At 73.1% G+C, this 23,542-nt stretch carries 21 protein-coding genes; 13 read left to right on the forward strand and 8 right to left on the reverse strand.

Annotated features, from left to right (window positions below; genetic code table 11):
• Positions 1-39 precede the first annotated feature (39 nt).
• A complete protein-coding gene (locus tag AC3EUJ_RS34385) occupies positions 40-540 on the forward strand; it encodes a LysM peptidoglycan-binding domain-containing protein (protein ID WP_431968473.1) in 501 nt (166 codons plus the stop codon).
• A gap of 341 nt (positions 541-881) precedes the next feature.
• Positions 882-2,201, forward strand: a complete 1,320-nt coding sequence (locus tag AC3EUJ_RS34390) for a glycosyltransferase family 4 protein (RefSeq protein ID WP_431968475.1) — start codon at positions 882-884, stop codon at positions 2,199-2,201.
• A 62-nt stretch (positions 2,202-2,263) separates the two neighbouring features.
• Here AC3EUJ_RS34390 and ctaD read toward each other — a convergent pair whose 3' ends face one another.
• On the reverse strand, positions 2,264-3,970 hold the full coding sequence (gene ctaD / locus AC3EUJ_RS34395; protein WP_431968477.1) for an aa3-type cytochrome oxidase subunit I: 1,707 nt from the start codon (positions 3,968-3,970) through the stop codon (positions 2,264-2,266).
• A gap of 315 nt (positions 3,971-4,285) precedes the next feature.
• Here ctaD and AC3EUJ_RS34400 point away from each other — a divergent pair, with 315 nt between their 5' ends.
• The 3 genes from AC3EUJ_RS34400 to AC3EUJ_RS34410 all read left to right on the forward strand — a co-directional run bounded on the left by AC3EUJ_RS34400 (position 4,286) and on the right by AC3EUJ_RS34410 (position 6,019).
• Positions 4,286-5,191, forward strand: coding sequence for a bifunctional DNA primase/polymerase (locus AC3EUJ_RS34400; RefSeq protein ID WP_431968479.1), 906 nt, complete (start codon positions 4,286-4,288; stop codon positions 5,189-5,191).
• Positions 5,192-5,195: 4 nt separating this feature from the next.
• Positions 5,196-5,585, forward strand: coding sequence for a DUF779 domain-containing protein (locus tag AC3EUJ_RS34405; protein ID WP_431968481.1), 390 nt, complete (start codon positions 5,196-5,198; stop codon positions 5,583-5,585).
• Positions 5,586-5,803: 218 nt separating this feature from the next.
• The gene (locus AC3EUJ_RS34410; RefSeq protein WP_431968482.1) at positions 5,804-6,019 is read left to right on the forward strand and encodes an I78 family peptidase inhibitor; all 216 of its coding nucleotides are present in this window, start codon (positions 5,804-5,806) and stop codon (positions 6,017-6,019) included.
• A 116-nt stretch (positions 6,020-6,135) separates the two neighbouring features.
• Here AC3EUJ_RS34410 and AC3EUJ_RS34415 read toward each other — a convergent pair whose 3' ends face one another.
• Positions 6,136-7,140 (reverse strand): phosphatase PAP2 family protein, encoded by a 1,005-nt coding sequence (locus AC3EUJ_RS34415; RefSeq protein WP_431968484.1) that lies wholly within the window; start codon positions 7,138-7,140, stop codon positions 6,136-6,138.
• 636 nt (positions 7,141-7,776) lie between these two features.
• On the opposite strand from AC3EUJ_RS34415, the gene AC3EUJ_RS34420 reads away from it, so the two are divergent.
• A complete protein-coding gene (locus AC3EUJ_RS34420; protein ID WP_431968486.1) occupies positions 7,777-9,405 on the forward strand; it encodes an MFS transporter in 1,629 nt (542 codons plus the stop codon).
• An 82-nt stretch (positions 9,406-9,487) separates the two neighbouring features.
• The gene (locus AC3EUJ_RS34425; protein ID WP_431968488.1) at positions 9,488-10,672 is read left to right on the forward strand and encodes an acyl-CoA dehydrogenase family protein; all 1,185 of its coding nucleotides are present in this window, start codon (positions 9,488-9,490) and stop codon (positions 10,670-10,672) included.
• 56 nt (positions 10,673-10,728) lie between these two features.
• On the opposite strand, the gene AC3EUJ_RS34430 is transcribed toward AC3EUJ_RS34425, so the two are convergent.
• A complete protein-coding gene (locus AC3EUJ_RS34430; protein ID WP_431968490.1) occupies positions 10,729-11,178 on the reverse strand; it encodes a cell division protein SepF in 450 nt (149 codons plus the stop codon).
• A gap of 292 nt (positions 11,179-11,470) precedes the next feature.
• Between AC3EUJ_RS34430 and AC3EUJ_RS34435 the strand changes: the two genes are divergently transcribed.
• Positions 11,471-12,628 carry a DUF5685 family protein gene (locus AC3EUJ_RS34435; protein WP_431968492.1) on the forward strand — a complete coding sequence of 386 codons (1,158 nt, stop codon included), beginning with the start codon at positions 11,471-11,473 and terminating at the stop codon, positions 12,626-12,628.
• A 653-nt stretch (positions 12,629-13,281) separates the two neighbouring features.
• Positions 13,282-14,343: a S1 family peptidase gene (locus AC3EUJ_RS34440; RefSeq protein ID WP_431968494.1), complete on the forward strand. Its 1,062-nt coding sequence runs from the start codon at positions 13,282-13,284 to the stop codon at positions 14,341-14,343.
• A gap of 371 nt (positions 14,344-14,714) precedes the next feature.
• Here AC3EUJ_RS34440 and AC3EUJ_RS34445 read toward each other — a convergent pair whose 3' ends face one another.
• Entirely contained in the window at positions 14,715-15,836 is a 1,122-nt protein-coding gene (locus AC3EUJ_RS34445) for a winged helix DNA-binding domain-containing protein (protein WP_431968496.1), read from the reverse strand.
• 63 nt (positions 15,837-15,899) lie between these two features.
• Between AC3EUJ_RS34445 and AC3EUJ_RS34450 the strand changes: the two genes are divergently transcribed.
• Positions 15,900-16,856, forward strand: a complete 957-nt coding sequence (locus AC3EUJ_RS34450; protein ID WP_431968498.1) for a helix-turn-helix transcriptional regulator — start codon at positions 15,900-15,902, stop codon at positions 16,854-16,856.
• A 99-nt stretch (positions 16,857-16,955) separates the two neighbouring features.
• The gene (locus AC3EUJ_RS34455) at positions 16,956-17,918 is read left to right on the forward strand and encodes a slipin family protein (RefSeq protein WP_431968500.1); all 963 of its coding nucleotides are present in this window, start codon (positions 16,956-16,958) and stop codon (positions 17,916-17,918) included.
• On the opposite strand, the gene AC3EUJ_RS34460 is transcribed toward AC3EUJ_RS34455, so the two are convergent.
• The gene (locus tag AC3EUJ_RS34460) at positions 17,911-18,768 is read right to left on the reverse strand and encodes a GNAT family N-acetyltransferase (RefSeq protein ID WP_431968502.1); all 858 of its coding nucleotides are present in this window, start codon (positions 18,766-18,768) and stop codon (positions 17,911-17,913) included. The two genes, AC3EUJ_RS34455 and AC3EUJ_RS34460, sit on opposite strands and share 8 nt — an antisense overlap.
• Before the next feature lie 146 nt (positions 18,769-18,914).
• Here AC3EUJ_RS34460 and AC3EUJ_RS34465 point away from each other — a divergent pair, with 146 nt between their 5' ends.
• Positions 18,915-20,030: a S1 family peptidase gene (locus AC3EUJ_RS34465; RefSeq protein ID WP_431968504.1), complete on the forward strand. Its 1,116-nt coding sequence runs from the start codon at positions 18,915-18,917 to the stop codon at positions 20,028-20,030.
• Between the two features lie 86 nt (positions 20,031-20,116).
• Here the strand turns inward: AC3EUJ_RS34465 and AC3EUJ_RS34470 are convergent, their stop codons facing one another.
• Positions 20,117-20,407, reverse strand: a complete 291-nt coding sequence (locus tag AC3EUJ_RS34470) for a hypothetical protein (protein ID WP_431968506.1) — start codon at positions 20,405-20,407, stop codon at positions 20,117-20,119.
• Positions 20,408-20,587: 180 nt separating this feature from the next.
• Complete coding sequence (locus AC3EUJ_RS34475; RefSeq protein ID WP_431968508.1) at positions 20,588-21,379, reverse strand: TIGR04222 domain-containing membrane protein; 792 nt, start codon at positions 21,377-21,379, stop codon at positions 20,588-20,590.
• Between the two features lie 120 nt (positions 21,380-21,499).
• Between AC3EUJ_RS34475 and AC3EUJ_RS34480 the strand changes: the two genes are divergently transcribed.
• The gene (locus AC3EUJ_RS34480; protein WP_431968510.1) at positions 21,500-22,708 is read left to right on the forward strand and encodes an amidase; all 1,209 of its coding nucleotides are present in this window, start codon (positions 21,500-21,502) and stop codon (positions 22,706-22,708) included.
• On the opposite strand, the gene AC3EUJ_RS34485 is transcribed toward AC3EUJ_RS34480, so the two are convergent.
• Complete coding sequence (locus AC3EUJ_RS34485; protein ID WP_431968512.1) at positions 22,695-23,135, reverse strand: hypothetical protein; 441 nt, start codon at positions 23,133-23,135, stop codon at positions 22,695-22,697. The two genes, AC3EUJ_RS34480 and AC3EUJ_RS34485, sit on opposite strands and share 14 nt — an antisense overlap.
• Between the last annotated feature and the right edge of the window lie 407 nt (positions 23,136-23,542).

Raw genomic sequence — 23,542 nt, forward strand, 5'->3', positions numbered from 1 at the left:
GAAACTGGCCCCCACCGCGCCGTGCCTAGCCTGGCGCGCATGTCCCGTCCCCGCCGTCTCGCGGTGACCGCCCTCGCCCTGCTCGCCACCTCGGCGGCCCTCGCCACCGGGGTCGCGCGGGCCGACGGGCACGCCCCCGTCTGGGTGGAACTCGCGACCTGCGAGAGCAGCAACCGCTGGAACACCAACACCGGCAACGGCTTCTACGGCGGGCTGCAGATCTTCCAGCCCACCTGGGTCGAGCACGGTGGCCTCGGCCTGGCGTCCAGGCCCGACCGTGCCACCCCCGACCAGCAGGTGACCGTCGCCGAGGAGATCCTCCGCGACCAGGGCTGGGAGGCCTGGCCGACCTGTGCGCAGCGCCTGCGGCTGGCCGGCCGCGCGCACGCCGTCCAGTCCGGCGAGACCCTGGAGACGGTGGCCCGGCGCTTCAACGTCGGCGGTGGGGCGGCCGAGCTGTACCGGCTCAACCAGGACGTCATCGGCTCCGATCCGACCCGCCGGCTCACCCCCGGTACACTGCTGCGCCTGCCGCAGTGAGACCGGCGGGCGCGCCGTGAGTGGCCCGCCGCCCGCCCGCGCCCGCGCCCGCCGCCACCTCCGTCACCCGGTGGGCCCTCCGTGTGTAGCCCGGTGGGGTGACGCCATGAACGCCGGGGAATGCAGCGGGGGGCGCGATCGCCCCTCCGCGCCGCGACGGGGCTCCGTGCCTGACGGCATGCGATCCGTGGAGGATGCCCCGGGACCTCACGTGAACGTCACGGCGGGGACACAACGAGGAAACGGGAAGGTGAACGGGGGTAACCCGCGGGTCTTGGGCGCGGTCTTGTCAGCACCAGGACGGACACCGGTCTGTGGGAAGCAGGAGAACGCAGGGACGCATGCGCATTTCCATACTGATCCAAAACGCGTACGGAGTCGGTGGCACCATCCGCACGACGTACAACCTGGCGGGAGCCCTGGCCGAGCGGCACGAGGTCGAGATCGTCTCCGTCTTCCGCCATCGTGACGAACCCACCTTCGCCCTTGACCCGCGTGTCGGCCTGCGCCATCTGGTGGACCTGCGCCGGGACAGCGACGCCTGCGAGCTGGCGGACCCGCTGTACAGGCAGCCCTCCTCGGTCTTCCCCAAGGGCGAGAACCGCTACACGCAGTACAGCGTGCTCAGCGACCGGAGGATCGAGGCCCATCTGTCGTCCCTCGACGCCGACGTCGTCATCGGCACGCGCCCCGGGCTGAACGCCCACATCGCCCTGCAGGCCCCGCGCCACATCGTCCGGATCGCGCAGGAGCACCTGACGCTGGAGACCCACTCCGTACCGCTCATCCTCACGCTGCGCCGGTTATACCCCCGGCTGGACGCGGTCACCACGACCACCGAGGCCGACGCCGCCGCCTACCGGCGCAGGCTGCGGCTGCCCGGGGTGCGGGTGGTCACCGTGCCGAACAGCGTTCCGGACCCGGGCGTCACCCCCAGCACCCTGGACGCCAAGTACGTCGTCGCGGTCGGTCGGCTGGCCCCGGTCAAACGTTACGGAGACCTCATCAGGGCCTTCGTCAAGGTCGCGGCGGAACGGCCGGACTGGGGCCTGCGGCTGTACGGCTCGGGGGCGCAGCAGGAGAAGCTGGAGCGGCTCATCGCGCGCCTGGACATCGGAGACCGGGTGACCATGATGGGCACCGCCTCGCCGATCGAGCCGGAGATGGCCAAGGGCTCACTGCTGGCGGTCTCCTCCACCATGGAGTCGTTCGGCATGACCATCGTCGAGGCGATGCGCGTCGGCCTGCCGGTGGTGAGCACCGACTGCCCGCTCGGTCCCGGCGAGATCATCAGCGACGGGGTGGACGGCCTGCTGGTGCCCCCGCGGGACGTGGACGCGCTGGCCGCGTCGATGCTCCGGCTGATCAACGACGACGAGCTGCGCAAGCGGATGGGCCGGGCCGCGCTGGAGAAGGGCGCCCGGTACGACCCCGCGGAGATCGCCGGTGACGTCGAGCGGCTGCTGGAGGAACTCCTCGCCCGGCGGGCGGGCGCCGCGGGCCGGCTGCGCGCGGCCGGACGCCACGTCGGCGGCCTCGGCGTGGGCACCGCGTACGCGGGCAAGGACCTCGCCCGCGCGGTCAAGGGGCGGGCCCGCAGACTCCGCAAGAAGGTGCGGGCGAAGCTCCGCAGGAGCGCGGCAGGGCCGGATCCCCTGTGAGGGGCCGGGCCGAGGGCCGACGCGGGCCGGGCGGGACGGTACGGCGCCCCGCCCCGCCCCGCTCAGCCGTGGTCCCCGGCTCCGGGTTCGACGGCGTCGCGGCGGCCGGTGGACCGTGCCTGGTCGAGGGCGGCGACCTCCGGGTGGTGCAGGTCGAAGGCCGGGGATTCGGAGCGGATCCGCGGCAGCGCAGTGAAGTTGTGCCGCGGCGGTGGACACGAGGTCGCCCATTCCAGCGAACGGCCGAAGCCCCAGGGGTCGTCGACCTCCACCCGTCGGCCGTACCGGGCGGTCCGCCACACGTTGTAGAGGAACGGCAGGGTGGACAGGCCCAGCAGGAACGCCCCGATTGACGAGATCGTATTGAGCGCCGTGAAGCCGTCCGCCGCCAGGTAGTCCGCGTACCGCCGGGGCATGCCCTCCACGCCCAGCCAGTGCTGGACCAGGAAGGTGGTGTGGAAGCCGACGAACAGCGTCCAGAACTGGATCCTCCCCAGCCGCTCGTCGAGCATCTTCCCGGTGAACTTCGGCCACCAGAAGTAGAAGCCGGCGAACATCGCGAAGACCACCGTCCCGAAGACCACGTAGTGGAAGTGGGCCACCACGAAGTACGAGTCGCTGACCTGGAAGTCCAGCGGGGGCGAGGCGAGGATCACCCCGGTGAGGCCGCCGAACAGGAAGCTCACCAGGAAGCCGACGGCCCACAGCATCGGTGTCTCGAAGGACAGCGAACCATGCAGCATCGTGCCGATCCAGTTGAAGAACTTCACCCCGGTCGGCACGGCGATCAGGAACGACAGCAGCGAGAAGAACGGCAGCAGCACGGCGCCGGTGACGAACATGTGGTGTGCCCAGACCACCATCGACAGCCCGGTGATGGCCATCGTCGCGCCGATCAGCGTCATGTAGCCGAAGACCGGCTTGCGCGAGAACACCGGGATGACCTCGGTGATGATGCCGAAGAACGGCAGCGCGATGATGTAGACCTCCGGGTGGCCGAAGAACCAGAACAGGTGCTGCCACAACAGCGCTCCGCCGTTCGCGGGCTCGAAGACCACCGAGCCGAAGCGCCGGTCCGCCTCCAGCACCAGCAGCGTCGCCGCCAGCACCGGGAAGGCCAGCAGCACCATCACCGAGGTGAAGAGCACGTTCCAGGTGAAGATCGGCATCCGGAACATGGTCATGCCCGGTGCCCGCATCCCGACGATCGTCGCGACGAAGTTGACCGCGCCGAGGATGGTGCCGAAGCCCGCCAACGCCAGCCCCATGATCCACATGTCGGCGCCGATCCCGGGCGAGCGGGTCAAGCTGTTCAGCGGCGCGTAGGCGAACCAGCCGAAGGAGGCGCCGCCGGTCGGCGTCAGGAAGCTCCCCAGCACGATCAGCCCGCCGAAGAGGAAGAGCCAGTACGACAGCATGTTCAGCCGGGGGAAGGCGACGTCCGGCGAGCCGATCTGCAGGGGCATGATCTCGTTGGCGAACCCCGCGAAGGTCGGCGTGGCGAAGAGCAGCAGCATGATCGTGCCGTGGATCGTGAAGAGCTGGTTGAAGCGGTCGTTCGACATCAGCTGCAGACCGGGGCGGGCGAGTTCGGCGCGCATCAGCAGCGCCATGAACCCCGCAGCGAGGAAGAAGCCGAACGACGTGATCAGGTAGAGGTGGCCGATCTTCTTGTGGTCGGTGGTGGTCAGCCAGTCCACCAAGAGCCGCCCCGGCCGCCGGGGCGGCGCCGCCCGCTCGGCCGTGGTCTGCGCTGCGTGCGTCCCCATCGGCGCGCTCCCTCGCGGTAGGAGATCCTGCCGGGCACCCGGCCTTCCGTACTCGATCTTCCGTACAGTCTCGGGCAGACGGCCCATCATGTGACGGACCGGGACGGGACGGCCGTGCCGCGCCGTAGGCGGGCCGGGCCGCAGGCGGCACCATGAACGATGACCGGCCCTGTGGAAACGCCCGCGTGAGGGCAGGTCAGGTACCGGGTGCCGGGCGGGCCGAGAGCCCGTTCCGGCTGCTCGGCGCGGCATTGAGCAGATGGTCGAACGAAAGTACGATAACGGGACCATGCCGTAGCGCACCGAGGGGCCCCCGTGACGCATCCGGACCACGACCGCGCGCTGGAGAGCGCGCTCGCCGCGGCGCGGCGCGGCTTCCCCGTCATCCCGCTCTCGCGGACCAAGCTCCCGGCGGTCCGCTCGCCGCACCGGGGCGAGACCGGGTCCGGGATGTGCCGCGGCCAGTGCGGACGGCTCGGCCACGGCGTGCACGACGCCGCCACCGAGCCCGCCCGGATAGCCGAGCTGTTCGCGGCGGCGCCCTGGGCCAGCGGGTACGGGATCGCGTGCGGACGCTCGCCGCACTACCTGATCGGCCTCGACCTGGACCGCAAGGACGGCGTCGACGGCGTGACCGCCTTGGTGGACCTGGCCGCCCGGTGGGGCTTCGCGGTGCCGTGGACGCGCACGGTGATCACCCCGAGCGGCGGCCGGCACCTGTGGCTGCGCGGTCCGGCAGAGGTGATCGTGCCCAACTCCGTGCGCCGGCTCGGCGACGGGATCGACGTGCGCGGCAGCGGCGGCTACCTCGTGGGACCCGGCTCGGTCACCACCGCCGGGCTCTACCGCTGGGACCCGCCGACGGCCTCGATGCCGCCGGCCGCGGTGCCCAAGCGGCTGCTGCGGCTGCTGCTGACGACCCCGCGGCGCCGGGGTGCGCGCGCCCAGGGTGCGGGGACGGGGGCGGGAACGAGTGGGGGCACGGCCGAGCCGCTGATCCGCTTCGTCCTCGGCTCGTCGGTGGGGGAGCGCAACGAGCGGCTCTTCTGGGCCGCGTGCCGGGCCTTCGAGAACGGGCACGGGGACCGGGTCGCCGCGGAGATGGTCGGCGCGGCCGTCAGTACCGGTCTGCCGGAGCGCGAGGCGGAGTCGACGGTGGGCTCCGCCCGCCGGCATGTCCTCGGGGGGTCTGGCGGGCGGCGCTCCGCGGGAGCACTCTGACCGCATGACCTCTACCGCACCGAGGGCCGGCCGGGTCGCCGTCACCGAGGAGGCCGCGGGGCTGCTGCGGCGTCTCGCCGACCAGAACGGCCCGTTGATGTTCCACCAGTCCGGCGGCTGCTGCGACGGCAGCTCGCCCATGTGCTACCCGCTGGGGGAGTTCCTCACCGGGGACTCCGACGTGCACCTCGGCGACCTCGACGTCCTGGGTATCGACCCGGTGCCGGTGTGGATGTCGCGCGACCAGTTCGCCTACTGGAGCCATACGCACCTGACGATCGACGTGGTGCCGGGGCGGGGCAGCGGCTTCTCGCTGGAGGCCCCGACGGGCAACCGGTTTCTCATTCGGTCCCGGCTGCTGACGGACGAAGAGCTGTCGACGCTGGGGATGTGATGTGAGGGAAGTGTGTGGGTCGTTTCCGGTAATTCCGCGGCGGTCGCCGGGCCGGTTTTCGACGGTCGGGTACGCGAATTCGGCGGGCGAGGGGAAAAGACGCCCCCAAAGAGTGAACGGTGCACGCCAAACACTGCCTGGGATTTTGTGACAGAAGTGTGACGATCAAGTCGGCCGCCGCCTTCCGTCACGGCTCGTGTGCGCCTACGGTTGCTGACATGGCAACCGATCCGAGTGCCGCACGGCAACCGCAGGACGAACCGGACAGCTACGTCGGCCTCGCCGCCGAGGAGGCCGAGCGCCGGGCCACCGAGCGCGGCTGGAGCATGGTGCGCGCCCTGCCGCCGGGCGCTGTCATCACCATGGAGTACCGGGTGGGCCGGCTCAACTTCACCGTCGAGGGCGGCCGGGTGATCCGCTGCTGGAGTGGCTGAAGGGCGTTCGCACGGCCCCGCACGACGAAGGCCCCGGCTCGCCCTCTGGGGGGCGGCCGGGGCCTTCGTACGGGCGCGGGCGGGGCGGGAGGCGTGCGTACCTGCGCCGCGGGCCGTCAGCCGGTGGCGCCGCGGCCGCGGGCCACGCCGGCCTGGCCGAGGGGCGCGGGGCGGCCCGGCCGGTCCGCGGGCGGCCGGCGGCTGCCGGCCGGGGTGACCGGGGTGCGCTCGTGCCGGGTGGTGTGCGGACGTGCCGGGTGGTGCGGTATGCCGGACGCGGGCGTCGTCGTACGGCCGCCGAGAACGACGGGGCCGAGTACGCCGTCCGGGTTGTCCGAGACCTGGGGGGAGGCCATCGCCGCGTTCGCGGCGGGGGCCGTGGCGGACGTCGTGCCGATGCCGCGGCGGCGCGCCCAGGCGGCCGTGATCCGCGCCTCGGCCGAGGCCATCAGCGGCTCGAACCAGGGCAGCGCCAGCAGGATCAGCAGGCCGGCCGCCCAGCCGAGCAGGACGTCGCTGACCCAGTGGGTGCCGAGGTAGATCGTGGTCATGCCGACGCCCAGCGCCAGCAGGGCCGCGATCACGGAGGTGACCCGGCGGACCCATGGGGTGGTGGCCAGATAGGCCAGGACTCCCCAGGTCACCACGGCGTTCGCGGTGTGACCGCTGGGAAATATATCGCCGCCGGAGAAGAGTTCGGCCGATCCGGCGCTGGTCGCGTAGTGCGGGCCGAGCCTGCCGAGGCCGTACTTCACCGAGCCGACGGTGACGTTCAGCAGCAGCAGCGACGTGCCCAGTACGAGCAGCGGGTGCAGGGTGCGCTGGCGCCAGGCGCGCCAGCCCAGCCAGGAGGCGACGATCACGGCCGTCGGGCCGCGCTGGCCCAGGACCACGAAGTAGTCCAGGAAGGCGTGGATCTGCGGCCACTGCTTGTACGGCCGCCACATCATGACCTGCCAGTCCAGGGTCACGAGCTTGGACGTGGTCAGGACGGCTACGACGATGGCCACATAGGCCACGAGCGTCGAGCCGAACAGCAGCACGCGTGTCCGGCTCATACCCGGTGGCGCCTGGGCTGTCTCGGGCTCCTCCATGAGGAGAAGCTTGTCATCGGTACGCACTCAATCGACGTTACAACGTGTGATGGCGGAGTTCGGCCGGAAGGCCGGGTTCGTAATGACGATGTGATGTGGACTACGTCTCAGTCCCACCCATTGAGCCGAATGCGGGAACTCCTTGATTTTATGTTTCGAAGTGCATGCGGAGGATCTCGGGAAATCGCGCGTTCGATTTCCTCTCACCACGTTTATCCTTGATTACCCGTCACTTCTCGTGAAGTTCGCCTGCCATTCCCGGGCCCGGTCCGGCTCCCCGCGCACCCCCGGCGCCGGCCCGGAGAGTCACCGGTGACCTGCGGGGATTCGCCGATCAGCGGGCGTGTGAACGCACGGAGCGGGCGTACGGGTGGGTCCGCGCGCCCCGTGTAGCCCGTGCGTGCCACCGGAACGGGCGGGTACACGCCACCCGGTGGACGCCCCGGCGGCCGCGCCGCGGCGGTACCGGAAATGTCCGGCAGGTCTCCGGTGGGTGGCCTTCGCGTGACGACGGCCGTGCGGGAACGTGACCCGCGCCACCCCCCATCGGCGCGGACTCGCGTAGTCTGACGACTTCACTCGCCCTCGTCACTGGGTTCCCCCGGGACTGTCCCCCTCGTCCTGCCCAGGGACACCGCGAGCGCACCGCTGGGAGGTACGTACATGACAGGGACGTCCTCGGCCGGCATCCCCGGACCGGCCGCCGTCCCACAGCACACTCGGCCCGTCAACCGCTGGACCGTGCTCATCGTCCTCTGCGTCGGCCTGTTGCTCGTCGCCCTCGACGCGACCGTGCTGCACGTCGCCGTTCCCGCGGTGAGCGAGGACCTGCGCCCCGGCGCGATCGAGCTGCTGTGGATCGTCGACGCCTACCCGCTCGTCGCCGCGTCCTTGCTCATCCTCTTCGGCACCCTCGGCGACCGCGTCGGAAGACGCCGGATCCTGCTGATCGGCTGCACGATCTTCGCGGCCGCCTCGGCGGTGGCCGCCCTCGCGCCCGACCCACGCGTCCTCATCGCGGCCCGCGCCCTGCTCGGCATCGGCGGCGCGATGATCATGCCGGCCACGCTGTCGATCCTGCGGCAGGTCTTCCCCGACCGCCGTGAGCGGGCCGTCGCCATCGGCGTGTGGAGCGCCGTCGCGGCCGTCGGCGCCGCCGTCGGGCCGGTCCTCGGCGGCTTCCTCGTCGAGCACTTCTGGTGGGGCTCGGTCTTCCTCATCAACATCCCCCTGATGGCCGTCATCCTTCCGGTGGCCCGCTGGCTGCTGCCGGAGTCCCGCGGTGAGCTGGACGGCCCCTGGGACGTCCTGGGCGCGGTGATGGCCGCGCTCGGCATCCTCGGCGCCATCCTCGGCGTCAAGAGGGTCGGCGGCGGCGCGGCCCCGTACGAGCCCTCCGCGCTCGTCCCACTGCTCGTGGGCCTGACCCTGCTGGTGCTGTTCGTGCGCCGGCAGCGCCGGCGCGAGCACCCGCTCATCGACATACGGATGTTCCGCCGGCCCGCCTTCGGCACCTCCGTGGGCTGCATCGTGCTGGCGCTGCTCGCCCTCGTCGGCCTGGAACTGATCGCCGTCCAGTACCTGCAGCTGGTCCTCGGCCTGAGCCCCCTGCGGACGGGGCTGCGGCTGCTGCCGCTCACCCTCGCGGCCATGGGCGCCGGCCTCCTGGGCTCCCGGATGCTCGGCCGATTCGGGCCGCGCGCCATGGTGAGCTCCGGTTTCCTCCTGACCGCGTGCGCGGTGCTCGTCCTGACCCTCATGGGCCAGTACGACCGGCCCGGCGTGCTGACCGCGGGCTTCGTCCTGCTCGGCTTCGGCCTGGAGACCACGCTCTTCGGCGCCTACGAATCCATGCTCAGCGACGCCCCGGCCGAGCAGGCGGGCGGCGCCGCCGCGATCGGCGAGACCTCCTACCAGCTGGGTGCCGGCCTCGGCATCGCCCTGCTGGGCAGCGTCATGAACGCCGCGTACGCCCCCGGCGTCGCCCGGGTCCCCGGGGTGCCGGCGGACGCCGGCGTCTCGGCCGGCAAGTCGCTCGGCGAGGCCTACGAGGTCTCCGGCCACCTCGGCGGTTCCGCCGGTGCCTCTCTGCGGCATGCCGCACGGCACGCCTTCGTCCACGGGATGCACATCACCCTGGTGGTCAGCGCGGGTCTGCTGCTGCTCGGCGCGGTCGCCGCGCTGCGGCTGCCCCGCCGCATGGAGTGCGGTACGGCGGCCCAGCGGCCCGCCGCCTCCGGGATCCCGTCTCCCCGCGAGCACGCCCTGGCCGGGGCCGACGTGTCGCGCTGAGCACACCGCCGGGGGCTTTACCCGCTCCCGCCGCGGAAGTAGCTTCGTCGGCGAAGCGCAGTGATCACCGGAGAGGACGACGATGTCCGCTGGAAAGCCGCAGTTCGACCCGAGCGACCCGCTCGGCATCGACGACCTGCTCGACGACGAGGACCTCGCCGTGCGGGACACCGTGCGCGGCTGGGCCGCCGACCGCGTGCTGCCGCACGTGGCGCAGTGGTACGAGCGCGGCGAGCTGCCGGGGATCCGTGAGCTGGCCCGGGAGCTCGGCTCGATCGGCGCGCTCGGCATGTCGCTGACCGGCTACGGCTGCGCCGGCGCCACCGCCGTCCAGTACGGCCTGGCCTGTCTGGAGCTGGAGGCGGCCGACTCCGGCATCCGTTCGCTCGTCTCCGTCCAGGGCTCGCTGGCGATGTACGCCATCCACCGGTACGGCTCCGAGGAGCAGAAGCAGCGGTGGCTGCCGAGGATGGCCGCCGGCGAGGTCATCGGCTGCTTCGGCCTCACCGAGCCCGACCACGGATCCGACCCGGCGGGCATGCGTACGCACGCCGAACGGGACGGTACCGACTGGATCCTGAACGGCCGCAAGATGTGGATCACCAACGGCTCGGTCGCCGGGGTCGCCGTGGTGTGGGCCCGCACCGACGAGGGCATCCGCGGCTTCGCCGTGCCCACCGACACCCCCGGGTTCTCCGCCCCGGAGATCAAGCACAAGTGGTCGCTCCGCGCCTCCGTGACCAGCGAACTGGTGATGGACGACGTGCGCCTGCCCGCCGACGCGGTCCTGCCCGAGGTCACCGGCCTGCGCGGCCCGCTCAGCTGCCTGAACCACGCCCGCTACGGCATCGTGTGGGGTGCCATGGGCGCCGCGCGCAGCAGTTTCGAGGCGGCCCTGGACTACTCCCGCACCCGTGAGCAGTTCGGCCGGCCCATCGGGGGCTTCCAGCTGACCCAGGCCAAGCTCGCCGACATGGCGCTCGAACTGCACAAGGGCATCCTCCTCGCCCACCATCTCGGGCGGCGCATGGACGCGGGCACGCTCCGTCCCGAGCAGGTCAGCTTCGGCAAGCTCAACAACGTGCGCGAGGCGATCGAGATCTGCCGCACGGCCCGCACGGTGCTGGGCGCGAACGGGATCTCCCTCGAATACCCCGTCATGCGGCACGCGACCAACCTGGAGTCCGTGCTCACCTACGAGGGCACCGTCGAGATGCATCAGTTGGTGCTCGGCAAGGCGCTCACCGGTATCGACGCCTTCCGGTAGACGGCAGGCCGGTCGCCCCCGGCACCGGCGCCGGGTTCCGGCGCCGATGCCGCGGGTCAGTTCTGGTTGAAGAAGCCGTCCCCGCCACGCTTGCTGTCGGCGTTGACGACTAGGTAGTCGGGCGGGGTCAGCAGGAAGACGCGGTTCGCCACGCGGTCGATGGAACCGCGCAGGCCGAAGGTGAGGCCGGCCGCGAAGTCGACGACGCGCTTGGCGTCGGCGGGGTCCATGGCCGTCAGGTTGACGATGACCGGGACGCCGGCCCGGAACAGCTCGCCGATGCCGCGGGCGTCCCGGAAGCCGTCCGGGGTGACCGTGGCGATCCGGCGGCCCTGCTCCTCCGCCGAGTCCGAGGCCACGCGCACGCGGGGGTCGGTGACCCAGGAGTCGGGGGAGGACGTCTCGGCGCCGTCGCCGTAATCGGCGTATTCCTCGTCGTAGTACTCCTCGGCGCTGTTGTCGTCGACGAGTCCCAGCCAGGCGCTCGCCCGTCGTACCGATCCCATGGACGCCTCCTCTCGCACGCGGTCAGTTTGCCGTCCGCACCCCTATGGTCGTCCATGATGCGGATGATGCGCCAAGCGGATACCCACCGTGGGGTGGATTCGTGACAGACCTGGTGCATAAATCGCACTAGTGGCCCCCAGTCACCCCCTGGAATAACACTCCTGACGGATCATCGGAAAGGCACCCGCTCGGTAGAGTGATGTGGCACCGCCGGACAGCCGAACGGGTGGCGTACAGAACGACCAGCCGATGACATGTTCCATTGCCGCGAATGACGTACGGGGGATTGCGATGTTCGGAATCGTCAGACCGTGCCGGCACCGTCTGCCGGAGAAGCTGGCCATATCGTGGACGGCCCATCTGTGCGGCCTCTGCCTCGCCCTGAGGGATGATCACGGGCAACTGGCCAGGGTCGCCACGAATTACGACGGGCTCATCATCTCGGTGCTCGTCGAGGCCCAGGCCGGGCGGACCGAGAGCGGACGACGCACCGCAGGCCCGTGCCCGCTGCGCGCGATGCGGACCGCGCCCGTCGCCAAGGGGGAGGGCGCGCGGCTGGCCGCGGCGGTCTCGCTGGTGCTGGCCTCCGCGAAGATGCGCGACCACATGGCGGACGGCGACGGGCTGCTGGCGCGCCGTCCGGTCGCCGCGGCGGCGCGCACGGTCGCCCGGCGCTGGGACCGCGCGGGGGCAGTGACCGGTTCGGGGCTGGGCTTCGACACCGCGGTGCTGGTGGACGCCGTCGGCCGGCAGAGCGCCGTCGAGGCGGCCGCCGGCCTCGGCACCTCGCTGCTGACCGTCACCGAACCCACCGAGACCGCCACCGCCGCCGCGTTCGGCCACACGGCGGTGCTGGCCGGGCGCCCGGCCAACCGCGCGCCGCTGGAGGAGGCGGGCCGGCTCTTCGGCCGCCTCGCCCATCTGCTCGACGCGGTCGAGGACCTGGAAGCCGATGCCGCGGCGGGCGCGTGGAACCCGCTTGCCGCCACCGGCACGAGCGTGGACGAGGCGCGGCGGCTGTGCGACGACGCCGTGCACGGGATCCGGCTGGCACTGCGCGACGTGGAGTTCAGCGACGGCGCGCTCGCCCACGTCCTGCTCGCCCACGAGTTGCCGCGTTCCGTGGACCGCGCGTTCGGCGCCTCGTGCGCCCACCACCCGGGTCCGGGCGGCCCCGGCGGGCCCGTGCGGTCGCCCTGGCTGACCCCCGGCGCCCCGCACCAGCCGGGCCCCCGCCGCGGTCTGCTCGCCGGGTGTGCGGTGTTCGCGGGGCTCTGCTGCACCTGCCAGATCTGCTGCCGGGACCACTACGACGACCCCTGGAGCGGCAGGCGGCGCGAGGGATGGTGCTCCAACTGCGACTGCTCCGGGTGTGACTGCGGTTGCGGCGACGGCTGCTGCTGCGACTGCGATTGCTGCGACTGCGATTGCTGCGGCTGCGACTGCTGAGGGGGTCGCGCGGGCCCGTTCCCGCGACGGCGGTGCCGAGGGCGGGTGTGCCGGGTCCGTGAGGTGCCCGGCGTGCGCCTGTGATGTCCCGGGATGATGTACCGGGACCGCCGGGCGGGTCGCGTGCAGTGGTCGCCGTCGGGGCCGCGCCGGGGTGGCGTCAAGGGGGAGGGGCCGCCGCTCGCGTGGTGCGGCGACTGCCCTTGGCGCGTGCCCGGCGAACGGGTGGCCCGGCGCGATCGCGCCGGGTGCTGGCCGTGGTGGCGGCGCTGGGCGCGATCGCGGTCGTCCTTCGGGGCGGTGGCGTGCGGCGACCCGGCGCTGTGGCGCCTGGCGTCGCCTGGGCGTGGCGGAGCCGCCCGTTCGCGCCAAACCGGGGGTGGGGCGCGGGGGCTCCCGGGGGCCGGCGGCGGCAGGGGGGCTCACCAGGCGATACACCGTCACCGGGGGCGTCCGACGGCGCCGGTGCGGCGTTTCGGGGGCGTGACGCGGCCGAAACCCGCCCTTGTGCGCTTGTGCGTGACTCTGAATACTCCCGTGTGCGCAGCACTTGTCAGGGGCACGCCACCCCCACACGTACGGCGGCGCCCTCGCTGCGCCTCACCGGCCCGCGCTACGCGGGTCAACTTCCGCTCCCCCACAGGAGGAAAAGCGTGAGGATCAAGCACACGACCCACACCCCCGTCCCGAGACGCGCACGGCTGATCGCCGTGGCGTCCGGTCTGCTGGCGGCCACCGCGCTCACCCTGCCCGCCGCCCAGGCCGCCCCCGCGCCCAAGGCCTCCCCCGAGGCCGCGGCCGCGCTCACCACGTCCCTCGGCACCGCCTCCACCGCCGGTTCCTACTACGACGCCAAGGCCAAGGCCATGGTCGTCAACGTCACCAACGACAAGGCGGCCCAGGCCGTCAGCGCGGCCGGCGCGATCCCGAAGTTCGTGGCGCACAGCACCGCCCAGCTGGAGAAGGCCGGGAAGGCCACCCTCGCCGCGGACATCGCGGGCACCTCGTGGGTCGTCGACCCGAAGTCCAACCGGCTGGAGATCACCGCCGACAGCACGGTCACCGGCGCCGAGCTCACCAAGCTGCGGCAGGCCACCGCCTCGTACGGCGACGCGGTCACCTTCCGCCGCACGGCCGGCACCTTCAAGCGGCTGATCGCCGGCGGCGACGCCATCTACGGCGGCGGTTACCGCTGCTCGCTCGGCTTCAACGTGCGCAGCGGCAGCACCAACTACTTCCTGACCGCCGGGCACTGCGGTGAGGTCGCGTCCACCTGGTACTCCAACTCCAGCCAGTCCACCGTCCTGGGCTCGAACGTCAGCTACAGCTTCCCGACCAACGACTACGCGCTGGTCCGGTACAGCAACACCTCCGTGACCAAGAGCGGCACGGCCGGAAACACCGACATCACCAGCGCCGGCAACGCCTTCGTGGGCCAGGCCGTCCTGCGTGACGGCTCCACCACCGGCATCCACAGCGGTACGGTCACCGGCCTCAACGCCACCGTCAACTACGGCGGCGGCGACGTGGTCTACCAGATGATCCGCACCAACGTGTGCGCCGAGGGCGGCGACTCCGGCGGCGCGCTGTACACCTCCGGCGGCATCGCGCTGGGCCTGACCTCCGGCGGCAGCGGCAACTGCAGTGTCGGCGGGACGACCTTCTTCCAGCCGGTGACGGAGGCGCTCAGCGTCTACGGTGTCAGCGTCTTCTGACCCTCCGGGAGGTCCACGCCCTCCCTTCCGTCACGGACGGACCCGGCGGCCTCACGGCCGCCGGGCACGTCCCGTATGGCCCTCTTGTCCATCGGGCTGATCGTCACAGGCCGCGCGGGCCCGCGTCGGTCCGGCCGGTGCCCGGGCCGGGCGCCGGGCGGCGGGCGGTGTCGCTATCTGTGCGCCGAACCCGGCGACTTCGGCGGCCCGTTGCGCGACGGGACCAAGGCCCTGGGGCTGCTGACCGGCGACAGCGGCGACTGCACCGAGGGGGCACCACCTTCTTCCAGCCGCTGCCCGCGGTCCTCAAGGCCTACGGGGTCAGTGTGCACTGAGCCCGCCCCGGCCGCCGCCCGTGACGTGCGCCCCGCTCACCCGGGGAAGCACACCTGCCGGGCGGCGGCCTCCGGCACCGCGAACTCCAGCAGCCGCGCGCCCTCGGCGGCGACCGCGTCCCGCGCCGCAGCGTCCAGCGGCGTGTACGGGCGGACGTGGAGCACGGCCGCGTCGCGGGTCGCCCGGATCCGCCACAGCCCGTGGACGAAGCCGTCGTGGAGGAAGAAGCCCCGGTTGCTGCCGCTGCCGGGCAGCGGCTCCCCGGCGTAGGGGTTGCGCAGCATGATCCGCGCCCGGTCGGCGTGCGAGAGGGCGATGTTGTCGTACTGCGGCAGGAACCGCGGCGGCGCCTTCGTCCCGGGGTCGGGGAAGGGCGCGCCCGGGACGTCGTACAGGACGGTGCCCTTCTCGTCGCGGTAGACCCGCAGCCCCGGTCGGAGCCGGTCCATGACGGCGCGGAGCCCGGTCAGCCCCGACCAGACGGCGACGTCCCCGGCCGACGCGGGACCGAAGGCGGCGAGGTAGCGCAGCACGGCCGCGTCCGGCGCGGAGCCGGCGGCGAAGTCGAAGTCCCGGCCGAGCCACTGGCCGGCCAGGGCCTGCAGGGCCGCGCCGGGGGTACGCCACAGGCCGCGCGGCGGCGGCTGCACGGTCGGAACCCGCGCCGTGACGGCCAGACTGAGCGGCAGCCGCTCGCGGTCCGGCCACCGCTCCCGCAGGGCGTCCCCGAGCCGGCTCGCCGACAGCGGGCCGCCCTCGAGGAGCGTGCGGCCCGCCCCGGCCACCTCCGCCAGGTCCAGCCCCGCCAGTTGCCGCCGGAACTGCCCGAGCAGGCGCCGTTCGAGCACGTCCTGGACAATCGGGCGCAGCGCCATGCAGTCCCGTGCCGTCACCAGGTGCACCGTCCACCGCAGCAGCGACATCCGCACCACCCGCCGGTCCGCGAGCATCCCGGACAGCTCCTCCGGCGCGAAGTCCTCGATCCGGGACCACAGCGCGACGTACGGATCCTGCGGCTCCTGCGCCTGCAGCCCCACCAGCCCCTCGATCATCTGCGCGGCGCCGGTGCGCACCCGGCCCAGCAGCGACTGCCGGGCCAGGAGGGAGCGGTTGAGCGTCCGGCGGTCCAGGACGGTGCCTTCGGGGATCGTCTCCATGGCCGTCACGGTACGGCGGAGTGCGGTCAGGAATCGTCCGCGACGACTGACAGACTGGCTGCCGTGCTGGAAACCTCCGCCCGACTGCTGCGCCTGCTGTCCCTGCTCCAGTCCCGGCGCGACTGGACGGGGCCCGAACTCGCCGAGCGCCTCGCCGTCACCGCCCGCACGGTGCGCCGCGACGTGGAGCGGCTGCGCGCCCTCGGCTACCCCGTGCACGCCACCCCCGGCACCGCCGGCGGCTACCGGCTGGGCGCGGGCGCCGCGCTGCCCCCGCTGCTGCTCGACGACGAGGAGGCGATCGCGGTCGCGCTGTGCCTGCGCACCGGCGTCGGCGGCAGCGTCGAGGGAGTCGAGGAGACCTCGCTGCGCGCCCTGGCCAAGCTGGAGCAGGTGCTGCCCGCCCGGCTGCGCCGCCGGGCGCAGGCCATGGAGGCCGTCGCGGTCGCCCGGCCCGCGACCGTGCCGGGCGCCGTCGCCCAGGACGTGCTGACCGCGATCGGCGCCGCGTGCCGCGACCACGAACGGCTGCGCTTCGACTACCGGGCGCACGGCGGCACCGCCAGCCGCCGCACGGTGGAGCCGCACGGTCTGGTCCACCACGGCCGCCGCTGGTATCTGCTCGCCTGGGATACCGACCGGCAGGACTGGCGCACCTTCAGGGTGGACCGGATGGACCCCAAGTCCCCGGCCGGCCCCCGCTTCACGCCCCGGCGGCCGCCGGCGGACGCCGCGTCGTACGTGGCCCAGGGCGTCACCTCGCGGGCTTACCGCCACCAGGCGGTCGTCGTCGTGCACGCTCCCGCCGAGGCCGTCGCCGAGTACGCCGGGTACGCGACCGTGGAGTCCACCGGGCCGGACAGTTGTGTGCTGCGCACCGGTTCCGAGTCCCTCGACGCGCTCGCCGTCTACATTGGCATGCTCGGCGTCGACTTCGAGGTGCGGGAGCCCCCTGAGCTGGCCGAACGGCTGCGGGTCGTCGCGGACCGGCTCGCCCGGGCGGCGGGCGAGCCGCGGTAGGCCGTCACCTGGCCCGTAACGGGCATCCCTGCCCGTATCCGGCGGGTTACCCGCGAGGTACCGTGGAAGTACTGCGATTCCGGACCCCAGGGGGCCGTGATGGTCGTCGAGTTGATAGCCGCAGTGCTCTCGGCAGGAGCGTTGTACTTCGTGGCCGGGGCCCGAGTGGTGCAGCAGTTCGAGCGAGGCGTGGTGTTCCGGCTCGGCCGGGTCAGGGGCGGGGTGCGGAACCCCGGATTCACCATGATCGTTCCGATCGTCGACCGGATGCGGAAGGTGAACCTGCAGATCGTGACGATGCCGGTGCCCGCCCAGGAGGGCATCACGCGCGACAACGTCACGGTCAAGGTGGACGCGGTGGTCTACTTCAAGGTCGTCCACGCCGCCGACGCGATCATCAACGTCGAGGACTACCGGTTCGCCGTCTCGCAGATGGCGCAGACCTCGCTGCGCTCGATCATCGGCAAGAGCGACCTGGACGACCTGCTCTCCAACCGAGAGAAGCTCAACCAGGGGCTGGAGCTGATGATCGACAGCCCGGCCATCGGCTGGGGCGTGCAGATCGACCGCGTTGAGATCAAGGACGTCTCGCTGCCAGAGACGATGAAGCGCTCGATGGCCCGCCAGGCCGAGTCCGAGCGGGAGCGCAGGGCGCGGATCATCAACGCGGACGCCGAGTTCCAGGCCTCCAAGAAGCTCGCCGACGCCGCCGCGGTCATGAGCGACACCCCCGCCGCGCTTCAGCTGCGCCTGCTGCAGACGGTCGTCGCCGTCGCCGCGGAGAAGAACTCCACGCTGGTGCTGCCCTTCCCGGTGGAACTGCTGCGCTTCCTCGAGCGCGCCCAGCCGGGTCCCCATCCGGCCGTCGAACAGCCGCGTGCGGCCACACCCGCCGGGCCGTCCGTACCCGCGCCCATACCGGAAGCCGCCGCCGAGGCGCACCCGGGCGGCGGGCCGCCGGAGGACGACGCCGAGGAGCTCTCCGCCGATCTTCGCGAAACCCTCGCGGCGGACCCGCTGCTGGACGCGGTCCGGCCGCAACGGCCCCCCGACGTCAGCTGAGCCCGCCCTCCGCCGGCGGCACGTCCGGTCGCGGCACGTCCGGCCGCCAGACGTACGGAACGGTCACCGCCACCGGCAGCAGTCCGAGCCGGGCCAGGATCGGGGCGCTGTCCACGGACGCGTCGACCTGCACGAAGCGGTGACCGGCCGCGACCGCCAGCCGGGCCCGGTGCGCCACCGTCGCGCGGTAGGCGCCCCGCCCCCGCCAATGCGGCAGGGTGGAGCCGCCCCACAGCGACACGAAGTCGGTGCCCTCGTGGAAACGGGTCCAGCCGGCGCAGACCACCGTGCCGTCGGCGGTCTCGGCGACGACCACCGCGCATCGGTCGCCGGGCCCCGACACCTCGCTCTCCAGCATCCCCGGCAGCCAGTCGTGAGGCACCCCCCAGACCGTCTCCTCCATCTCCTGGACGCGCTCGAAGTCCGCCCGTGAGGTGACCTCCCGCAGCGCGAGGCCCTCCGGCAGCACCGGGGCGGCGGTCAGCGCCGCCGCCTCGCCGACCAGCACCGTCTCCGGTTCCTCCGGCACGAAGCCGGCCGCGGCCAGCCGGTCCGGCAGCCCCGCGGGCAGGTCGTGGGCGTGGTACTTCCACTCCACCGGCATGCCCAGCGCGGCGTAGTGGTCCCGCTGCCGGGCGATCAGGGCGTCCAGCACGGGGCCGTCCAGCCCGCCGAGGTCGCGGTAGTCGAGGAACCCCGCCTCCCCGTGCCGGTAGGTCTTGCGCAGCAGGGGGCCGTCGCGCTCCACCGACTCGTACCGCGAGAGGCCGGCGGGGACACGGGCGCGCAACTGCCGGTCGTGGGCGACGCGGTACTCCAGCGCCACGGGGGAGAGGTCGAAGGTGCTCATCGGGCGGATTTCACCACAACGGCGACCCGGCCGCGAGTGAATCGGGCGTGGTGAACACAACGGGGCGGGCCCGCGTATGTCAGGCGGAACGACGCTTCCCCTGCGCCCGACGATCCGACCTGTATCCCCCCACAGGAGGTCACGAGTTGAAGCACAAACAGATAGCCAAGCGGGAGATCGTGTTCGTCATGGCCGGTGCCGCCGCCATCGCGGCGGCGGCCGTACTGCTGCCCAGCGCCAACGCGTCGCAGTCCGCCGCGCAGGGCCCGGACGCTTCCTCGCCGAAGCGGTTCACCGCCGCGGCCGCCGCGGAACTCGCCTCGCGACTCGGTTCGGAGTTCGGGCCGTCCGTCGCGGGGGCGTACTACGACGCGGCGAGCGGGCGGCTCGTGGTCAACGTGGTCGCCGGGGACGGCGACGACGTGGCGGCGCGGGCCCGGGAGGCCGGCGCAGCCACCCGGACGGTCGAGAACAGCGCCGCCGAACTGACCTCCGCCGCACAGACCTTGAAGCAGCGCGCCACGATCCCCGGCACCGCCTGGGCCGTCGACCCCCGGACCAACCGGATCCTGGTCACCGCGGACCGCACCGTGGCCGGCGCCAAGTGGGACACCCTGGAGTCCACCGTGCGGTCCCTGGGCGGCGGCATGGCCCGGCTCCGGAAGTCCGCGGGCGAGTTCAAGCCCCTCGTGGCCGGCGGGGACGCCATCTTCGCCGCCGGGGCGCGCTGTTCGCTGGGCTTCAACGTCGTCAAGGACGGCGCCCCGGCCTTCCTCACCGCGGGCCACTGCGGCGTCGCCTTCGCGAACTGGTCGGACAGCCAGGGCGGGGCGCCCGTCGCGACCGTGCGGCAGGCGACCTTCCCGGGTGACGGCGACTTCGCCCTCGTCACGTACGACGACCCGAACACACAAGCGCCCAGCCAGGTGAACCTCGGCAACGGGCAGGCCCTGGCCGTCAAGGGGGCCGCGGAGGCGGCCGTGGGCCAGGAGGTGTTCCGGATGGGCAGCACCACCGGGCTGCACGGTGGCACGGTCCTGGGGCTCGACGCGACGGTCAACTACCCGGAGGGCACCGTCACCGGGCTGCTCCAGACCGACGTCTGCGCCGAGCCGGGCGACAGCGGGGGCGCGCTGTTCACCCGCGACGGCAGCGCGATCGGCCTCACCTCCGGCGGCAGTGGGGACTGCCAGGCGGGCGGGGAGACCTTCTTCCAGCCGGTGACCACGGCGCTGGCCGCGGTCGGCGCGCGACTCGGCTGACGTCCACGTGGCTCAGGCGGGCCCCGGGCTGCGGCGGAGTCCCGGGGCCCGGCCGTGCGCGACCGCGGCGCCGCCGGTCCCGGTGGTCAGCGGAACCGGCGGTGCAGGGGGAGGACCGTCACCGTCGCGCCGACGTGCACGGCCCGGCGCGCCGGGCGCGGCGCCTTGGTCTCCTCGTGCAGGCCGACCAGCAGGGCCGCCAGTCGGTGCCGGAAGTCGTCCCAGACCTCGGCGTCCTCGTCCTCCGGGTACCGGGGGGTCCGCGCGCCGCACGGCGGCTCCACCAGACCGGCGGCGGCGAGGCGGCGCAGGTGACTCACCATGCGCAGCCGGCCGGGGTGCGCCACGGGTCTGGGGATGGTGTCGGTCGCTGTCATGGCGGTCAGTAAATCGTGTCGTCCCCTTGCCCTCGCAACCCCTGAGCAGCCACCGGGGTGCCGTCCGTGTGACGTGGGTTGACGCGTGGGACAAGGGCAACCCCCTGTGACATCGGGACGTGACCAATCTCGCACCGATGCGGTGTTTGGGCCGTCCGGGAGGGCGCGTAGCCTCGCCCCTCAGACGCCCCCGCCCGCCCCTCCGCACGAGAGGCCGCCGCTTCCGCAGCCTCCGCCGCCCCCGCTCTTCCAGTGGTTGACGCCGTAGAGGCTCTCGGTCCTGTCGTGCCGGGCGAGCAGTCCGGCTTCCCTGGTGAAGTGCGGGACGGCCAGCCGCAGGGCCGGGTCGCCGTGCAGGGCGACCGCGAGCAGGACCGACTCGGGCGACGCCCTGCGGCTTTGTGGACGCGGAAAACGCTCCTGGGCCCGCCGGAGGGCCTGCCGGCCGGCCCGGGTCCGGCGGGGCACCGCCCACAGGGCGAGGGCCGCGGCCACCGGCACGGCGGAGACGGCCGCCCGGAGCGGCGGCTCCCAGCCCGTCGGGAGTCCGGTCACCAGCCCCGCGGCCACGGTCAGCACGGCCGCGCACGCCAGCACGCGCGCCGCGCGCCGACGCCGGTCGCGCCGGATCAGCCCCGCGTCGGTCAGCCGCTCGCGCAGGACGTCCGTCTCGCGCCGCACCCGCCGGGACACGGCGACGGTGTTCACCCCCGTGGGCCGGTACAGCGCCTCGTAGACGGCCAGTTGCAGCGGGTGCGAGAGCCCCTGCAGCGGCCCGGAGATGCGCGCGGTGCGGTGCGCGCCGGCGTCCACCGTGCCGCGCAGATGCAGTGCGACCAGTGCGACGACCACCGCGCCGCGGCGTCCGTCGCGCAGGTAGGCGGCCTCATAAGGGTCCGTCACCTCGCCGGCCGCGGTGCCCGGGGCCCGCAGCAGCGCCCCCGCTGTGACGATCAGCCCCGTCCCGGCCATTGGATATGTCCACGTGAGCCATGACATGTCCCACCACCCCCTGCGGTCGGTGTGCCCGCGGGCGGGACGATCACGCGCTGTTTGAGGAAGGCCAGAGCTTTTCGGCGTAGCGTGGCGGCCGTGACGGATCTGGTGGCACGGACTTGTGACCGTATCGACCGGCTCGACGCCCGGATCAAGGCGTTCGTCCGGGAGCCGGACCGGCGGGGCCGGCTGGCGGCGGAGGCGGCCACGGCACCGCCGGGTGTGCTGTCCGGGGTGATGGTGGGTGTCAAGGACATCGTCCGGATCGACGGGATGGACACCAGGGCGGGCTCCGCGGTGCCGCCGGAGGCACTGGCCGGGCCGCAGGCACCGCTGGTGGACCGGCTGCGGGCGGCCGGGGCGCTGGTCGCGGGGAAGACGGTGACGGCCGAGTTCGCGGTGACCGCGCCAGGACCGACCCGCAATCCGCACAACACCGCCCACACGCCCGGTGGTTCGAGCAGTGGCTCGGCGGCCGCGGTGGCCGCGGGCATGGTGCCGCTGGCGATCGGGACGCAGACCGTCGGCTCGGTGGTCCGGCCCGCGGCCTACTGCGGGGTGGTGGGCTTCAAGCCGACCTTCGGAAGGGTCCCGGTGGACGGGGTGATCGCCAACGCCCCGAGCTTCGACACGGTCGGGGTGCTCGCCGCGGACGTCGCGGTCGCGGCGCGCGGCGCGTCCGTCCTGTGCGACGACTGGCGGGAGCGGCCGGCCGGCGACGGCGAGCCGGTGCTCGGCATACCCGTCGGCCCGTACCTGGACCGCGCCGGGGCGGAGGCCCGGGAGGCCTTCACGGCGCACGCCAAGCGGCTGGAGGCGGCGGGCCGGACCGTGCGCGAGGTGCCGCTGATGCCCGACTTCGAGGCGGTGGTACGGCAGTTGTACGTCATGAACCGCTACGAGGTGGCCCGTACGCACGCCGACTGGTTCCCCCGGCACGGCCACCTCTACCGCGAGCAGACGGTCGCCGCCATCCGCGAGGGCCACGCCATCGACCGCGACGACTACGAGCGGTCCGTGGGCGAGCGCCGGGTCTTCCGCGAGCGACTGCTGGAGGCCATGGGGGAGGTCGACGTCTGGCTGGCGCCGTCCGCGACCGGCCCCGCCCCGTTCGGCCTGGGCAGCACCGGCGACTCGGTGATGTGCCTGCCGTGGAGCAACGCCGGCTTCCCCGCGGTGAGCCTGCCCGCCGGGTACGCCGCGAACGGCCTGCCGCTCGGACTGCAGGTCGTCGGGCGACCCGGCGAGGACGAGGAACTGCTGCGGTGGGCGGCGGAGTTCGCCTCCGTCGTCAAGCCTCGGTGAAGACCAGTTCCTCGACCGGGACGGTCATCCGCACGGTGTGGTCGCCGGTCACCTCGACGACGTGGTGCAGCCCCCGCACCTGCGCGCGCGGGGTGTCCGAGGACAGGATCCGGTAGCTGTCGGCCGCCCCGGCCAGGAAGGCGCGGAAGGCGGCGAGGGAGGGCTCGCCGAGCGCGAGGTGGTCGAAGAGCCGCCGGAAGAGCTTGGGGACGAGCACCACGTCGTCGGTGAGCGAGGAGAGCCCGGTGACCTTCGCGCCGCTGGTGCTCACGTCGCCGGGCCACAGCCCCCTGCCCGCGTCCCGGGCCTGCCGGGCGACGTCGGTCAGCTCCCGGCGCAGGTCCTCGTAGAGGTTGCTGTAGAAGGTCGGGTAGGCCAGGCCCTCGGCGATCAGGTGGTGGTTGACGGTGGCGCGCAGCAGCGGCACGCCGACCGTGACCTCCTGGCCGCTCCTGGCCGCTCCTGGTGCCCTCCGGCGGTGCGCCCCGGCCGGCCAGGGCGACGCAGCGGCCGTGCACGTCGACCCCGCCGGTGAGGATCCAGCCGGGGACGGACACGGGGGGTGGCGGCGGCCGCCCTCTCGCCGCCGGGCTCGCGCTCCACGGCGGTGAAGCCCAGCCACCGCAGCAGCTCGTCCCGGGCCGCGTGGGCGAAGGGCAGCGGCTGGTGGGCGGGGCGGAGGTGCGCCCGTAGTGGGTCTCCAGCGCGTCGACGGCGTCGAGGCGCAGCTTGCCCCGGCAGGAGTTGGTGAGGTCGAGCCCGAGCCCGCCCCTGACGCGGTTCCAGTCGGGGTGGCGGGTGGGGACGAAGCCCACGGTGTCCCCGTCCGGTTCG

It is taken from the genome of Actinacidiphila sp. bgisy160 (genome assembly GCF_057707815.1).

Coding starts and splice junctions, on each gene's coding strand:
- AC3EUJ_RS34385 (WP_431968473.1), top strand. CDS start 40: ATGTCCCGTCCCCGCCGTCTCGCGGTGACCGCCCTCGCCCTGCTCGCC.
- AC3EUJ_RS34390 (WP_431968475.1), top strand. CDS start 882: ATGCGCATTTCCATACTGATCCAAAACGCGTACGGAGTCGGTGGCACC.
- ctaD (WP_431968477.1), bottom strand. CDS start 3,970: ATGGGGACGCACGCAGCGCAGACCACGGCCGAGCGGGCGGCGCCGCCC.
- AC3EUJ_RS34405 (WP_431968481.1), top strand. CDS start 5,196: ATGACCTCTACCGCACCGAGGGCCGGCCGGGTCGCCGTCACCGAGGAG.
- AC3EUJ_RS34410 (WP_431968482.1), top strand. CDS start 5,804: ATGGCAACCGATCCGAGTGCCGCACGGCAACCGCAGGACGAACCGGAC.
- AC3EUJ_RS34420 (WP_431968486.1), top strand. CDS start 7,777: ATGACAGGGACGTCCTCGGCCGGCATCCCCGGACCGGCCGCCGTCCCA.
- AC3EUJ_RS34425 (WP_431968488.1), top strand. CDS start 9,488: ATGTCCGCTGGAAAGCCGCAGTTCGACCCGAGCGACCCGCTCGGCATC.
- AC3EUJ_RS34430 (WP_431968490.1), bottom strand. CDS start 11,178: ATGGGATCGGTACGACGGGCGAGCGCCTGGCTGGGACTCGTCGACGAC.
- AC3EUJ_RS34435 (WP_431968492.1), top strand. CDS start 11,471: ATGTTCGGAATCGTCAGACCGTGCCGGCACCGTCTGCCGGAGAAGCTG.
- AC3EUJ_RS34445 (WP_431968496.1), bottom strand. CDS start 15,836: ATGGAGACGATCCCCGAAGGCACCGTCCTGGACCGCCGGACGCTCAAC.
- AC3EUJ_RS34455 (WP_431968500.1), top strand. CDS start 16,956: ATGGTCGTCGAGTTGATAGCCGCAGTGCTCTCGGCAGGAGCGTTGTAC.
- AC3EUJ_RS34460 (WP_431968502.1), bottom strand. CDS start 18,768: ATGAGCACCTTCGACCTCTCCCCCGTGGCGCTGGAGTACCGCGTCGCC.
- AC3EUJ_RS34470 (WP_431968506.1), bottom strand. CDS start 20,407: ATGACAGCGACCGACACCATCCCCAGACCCGTGGCGCACCCCGGCCGG.
- AC3EUJ_RS34475 (WP_431968508.1), bottom strand. CDS start 21,379: ATGGCCGGGACGGGGCTGATCGTCACAGCGGGGGCGCTGCTGCGGGCC.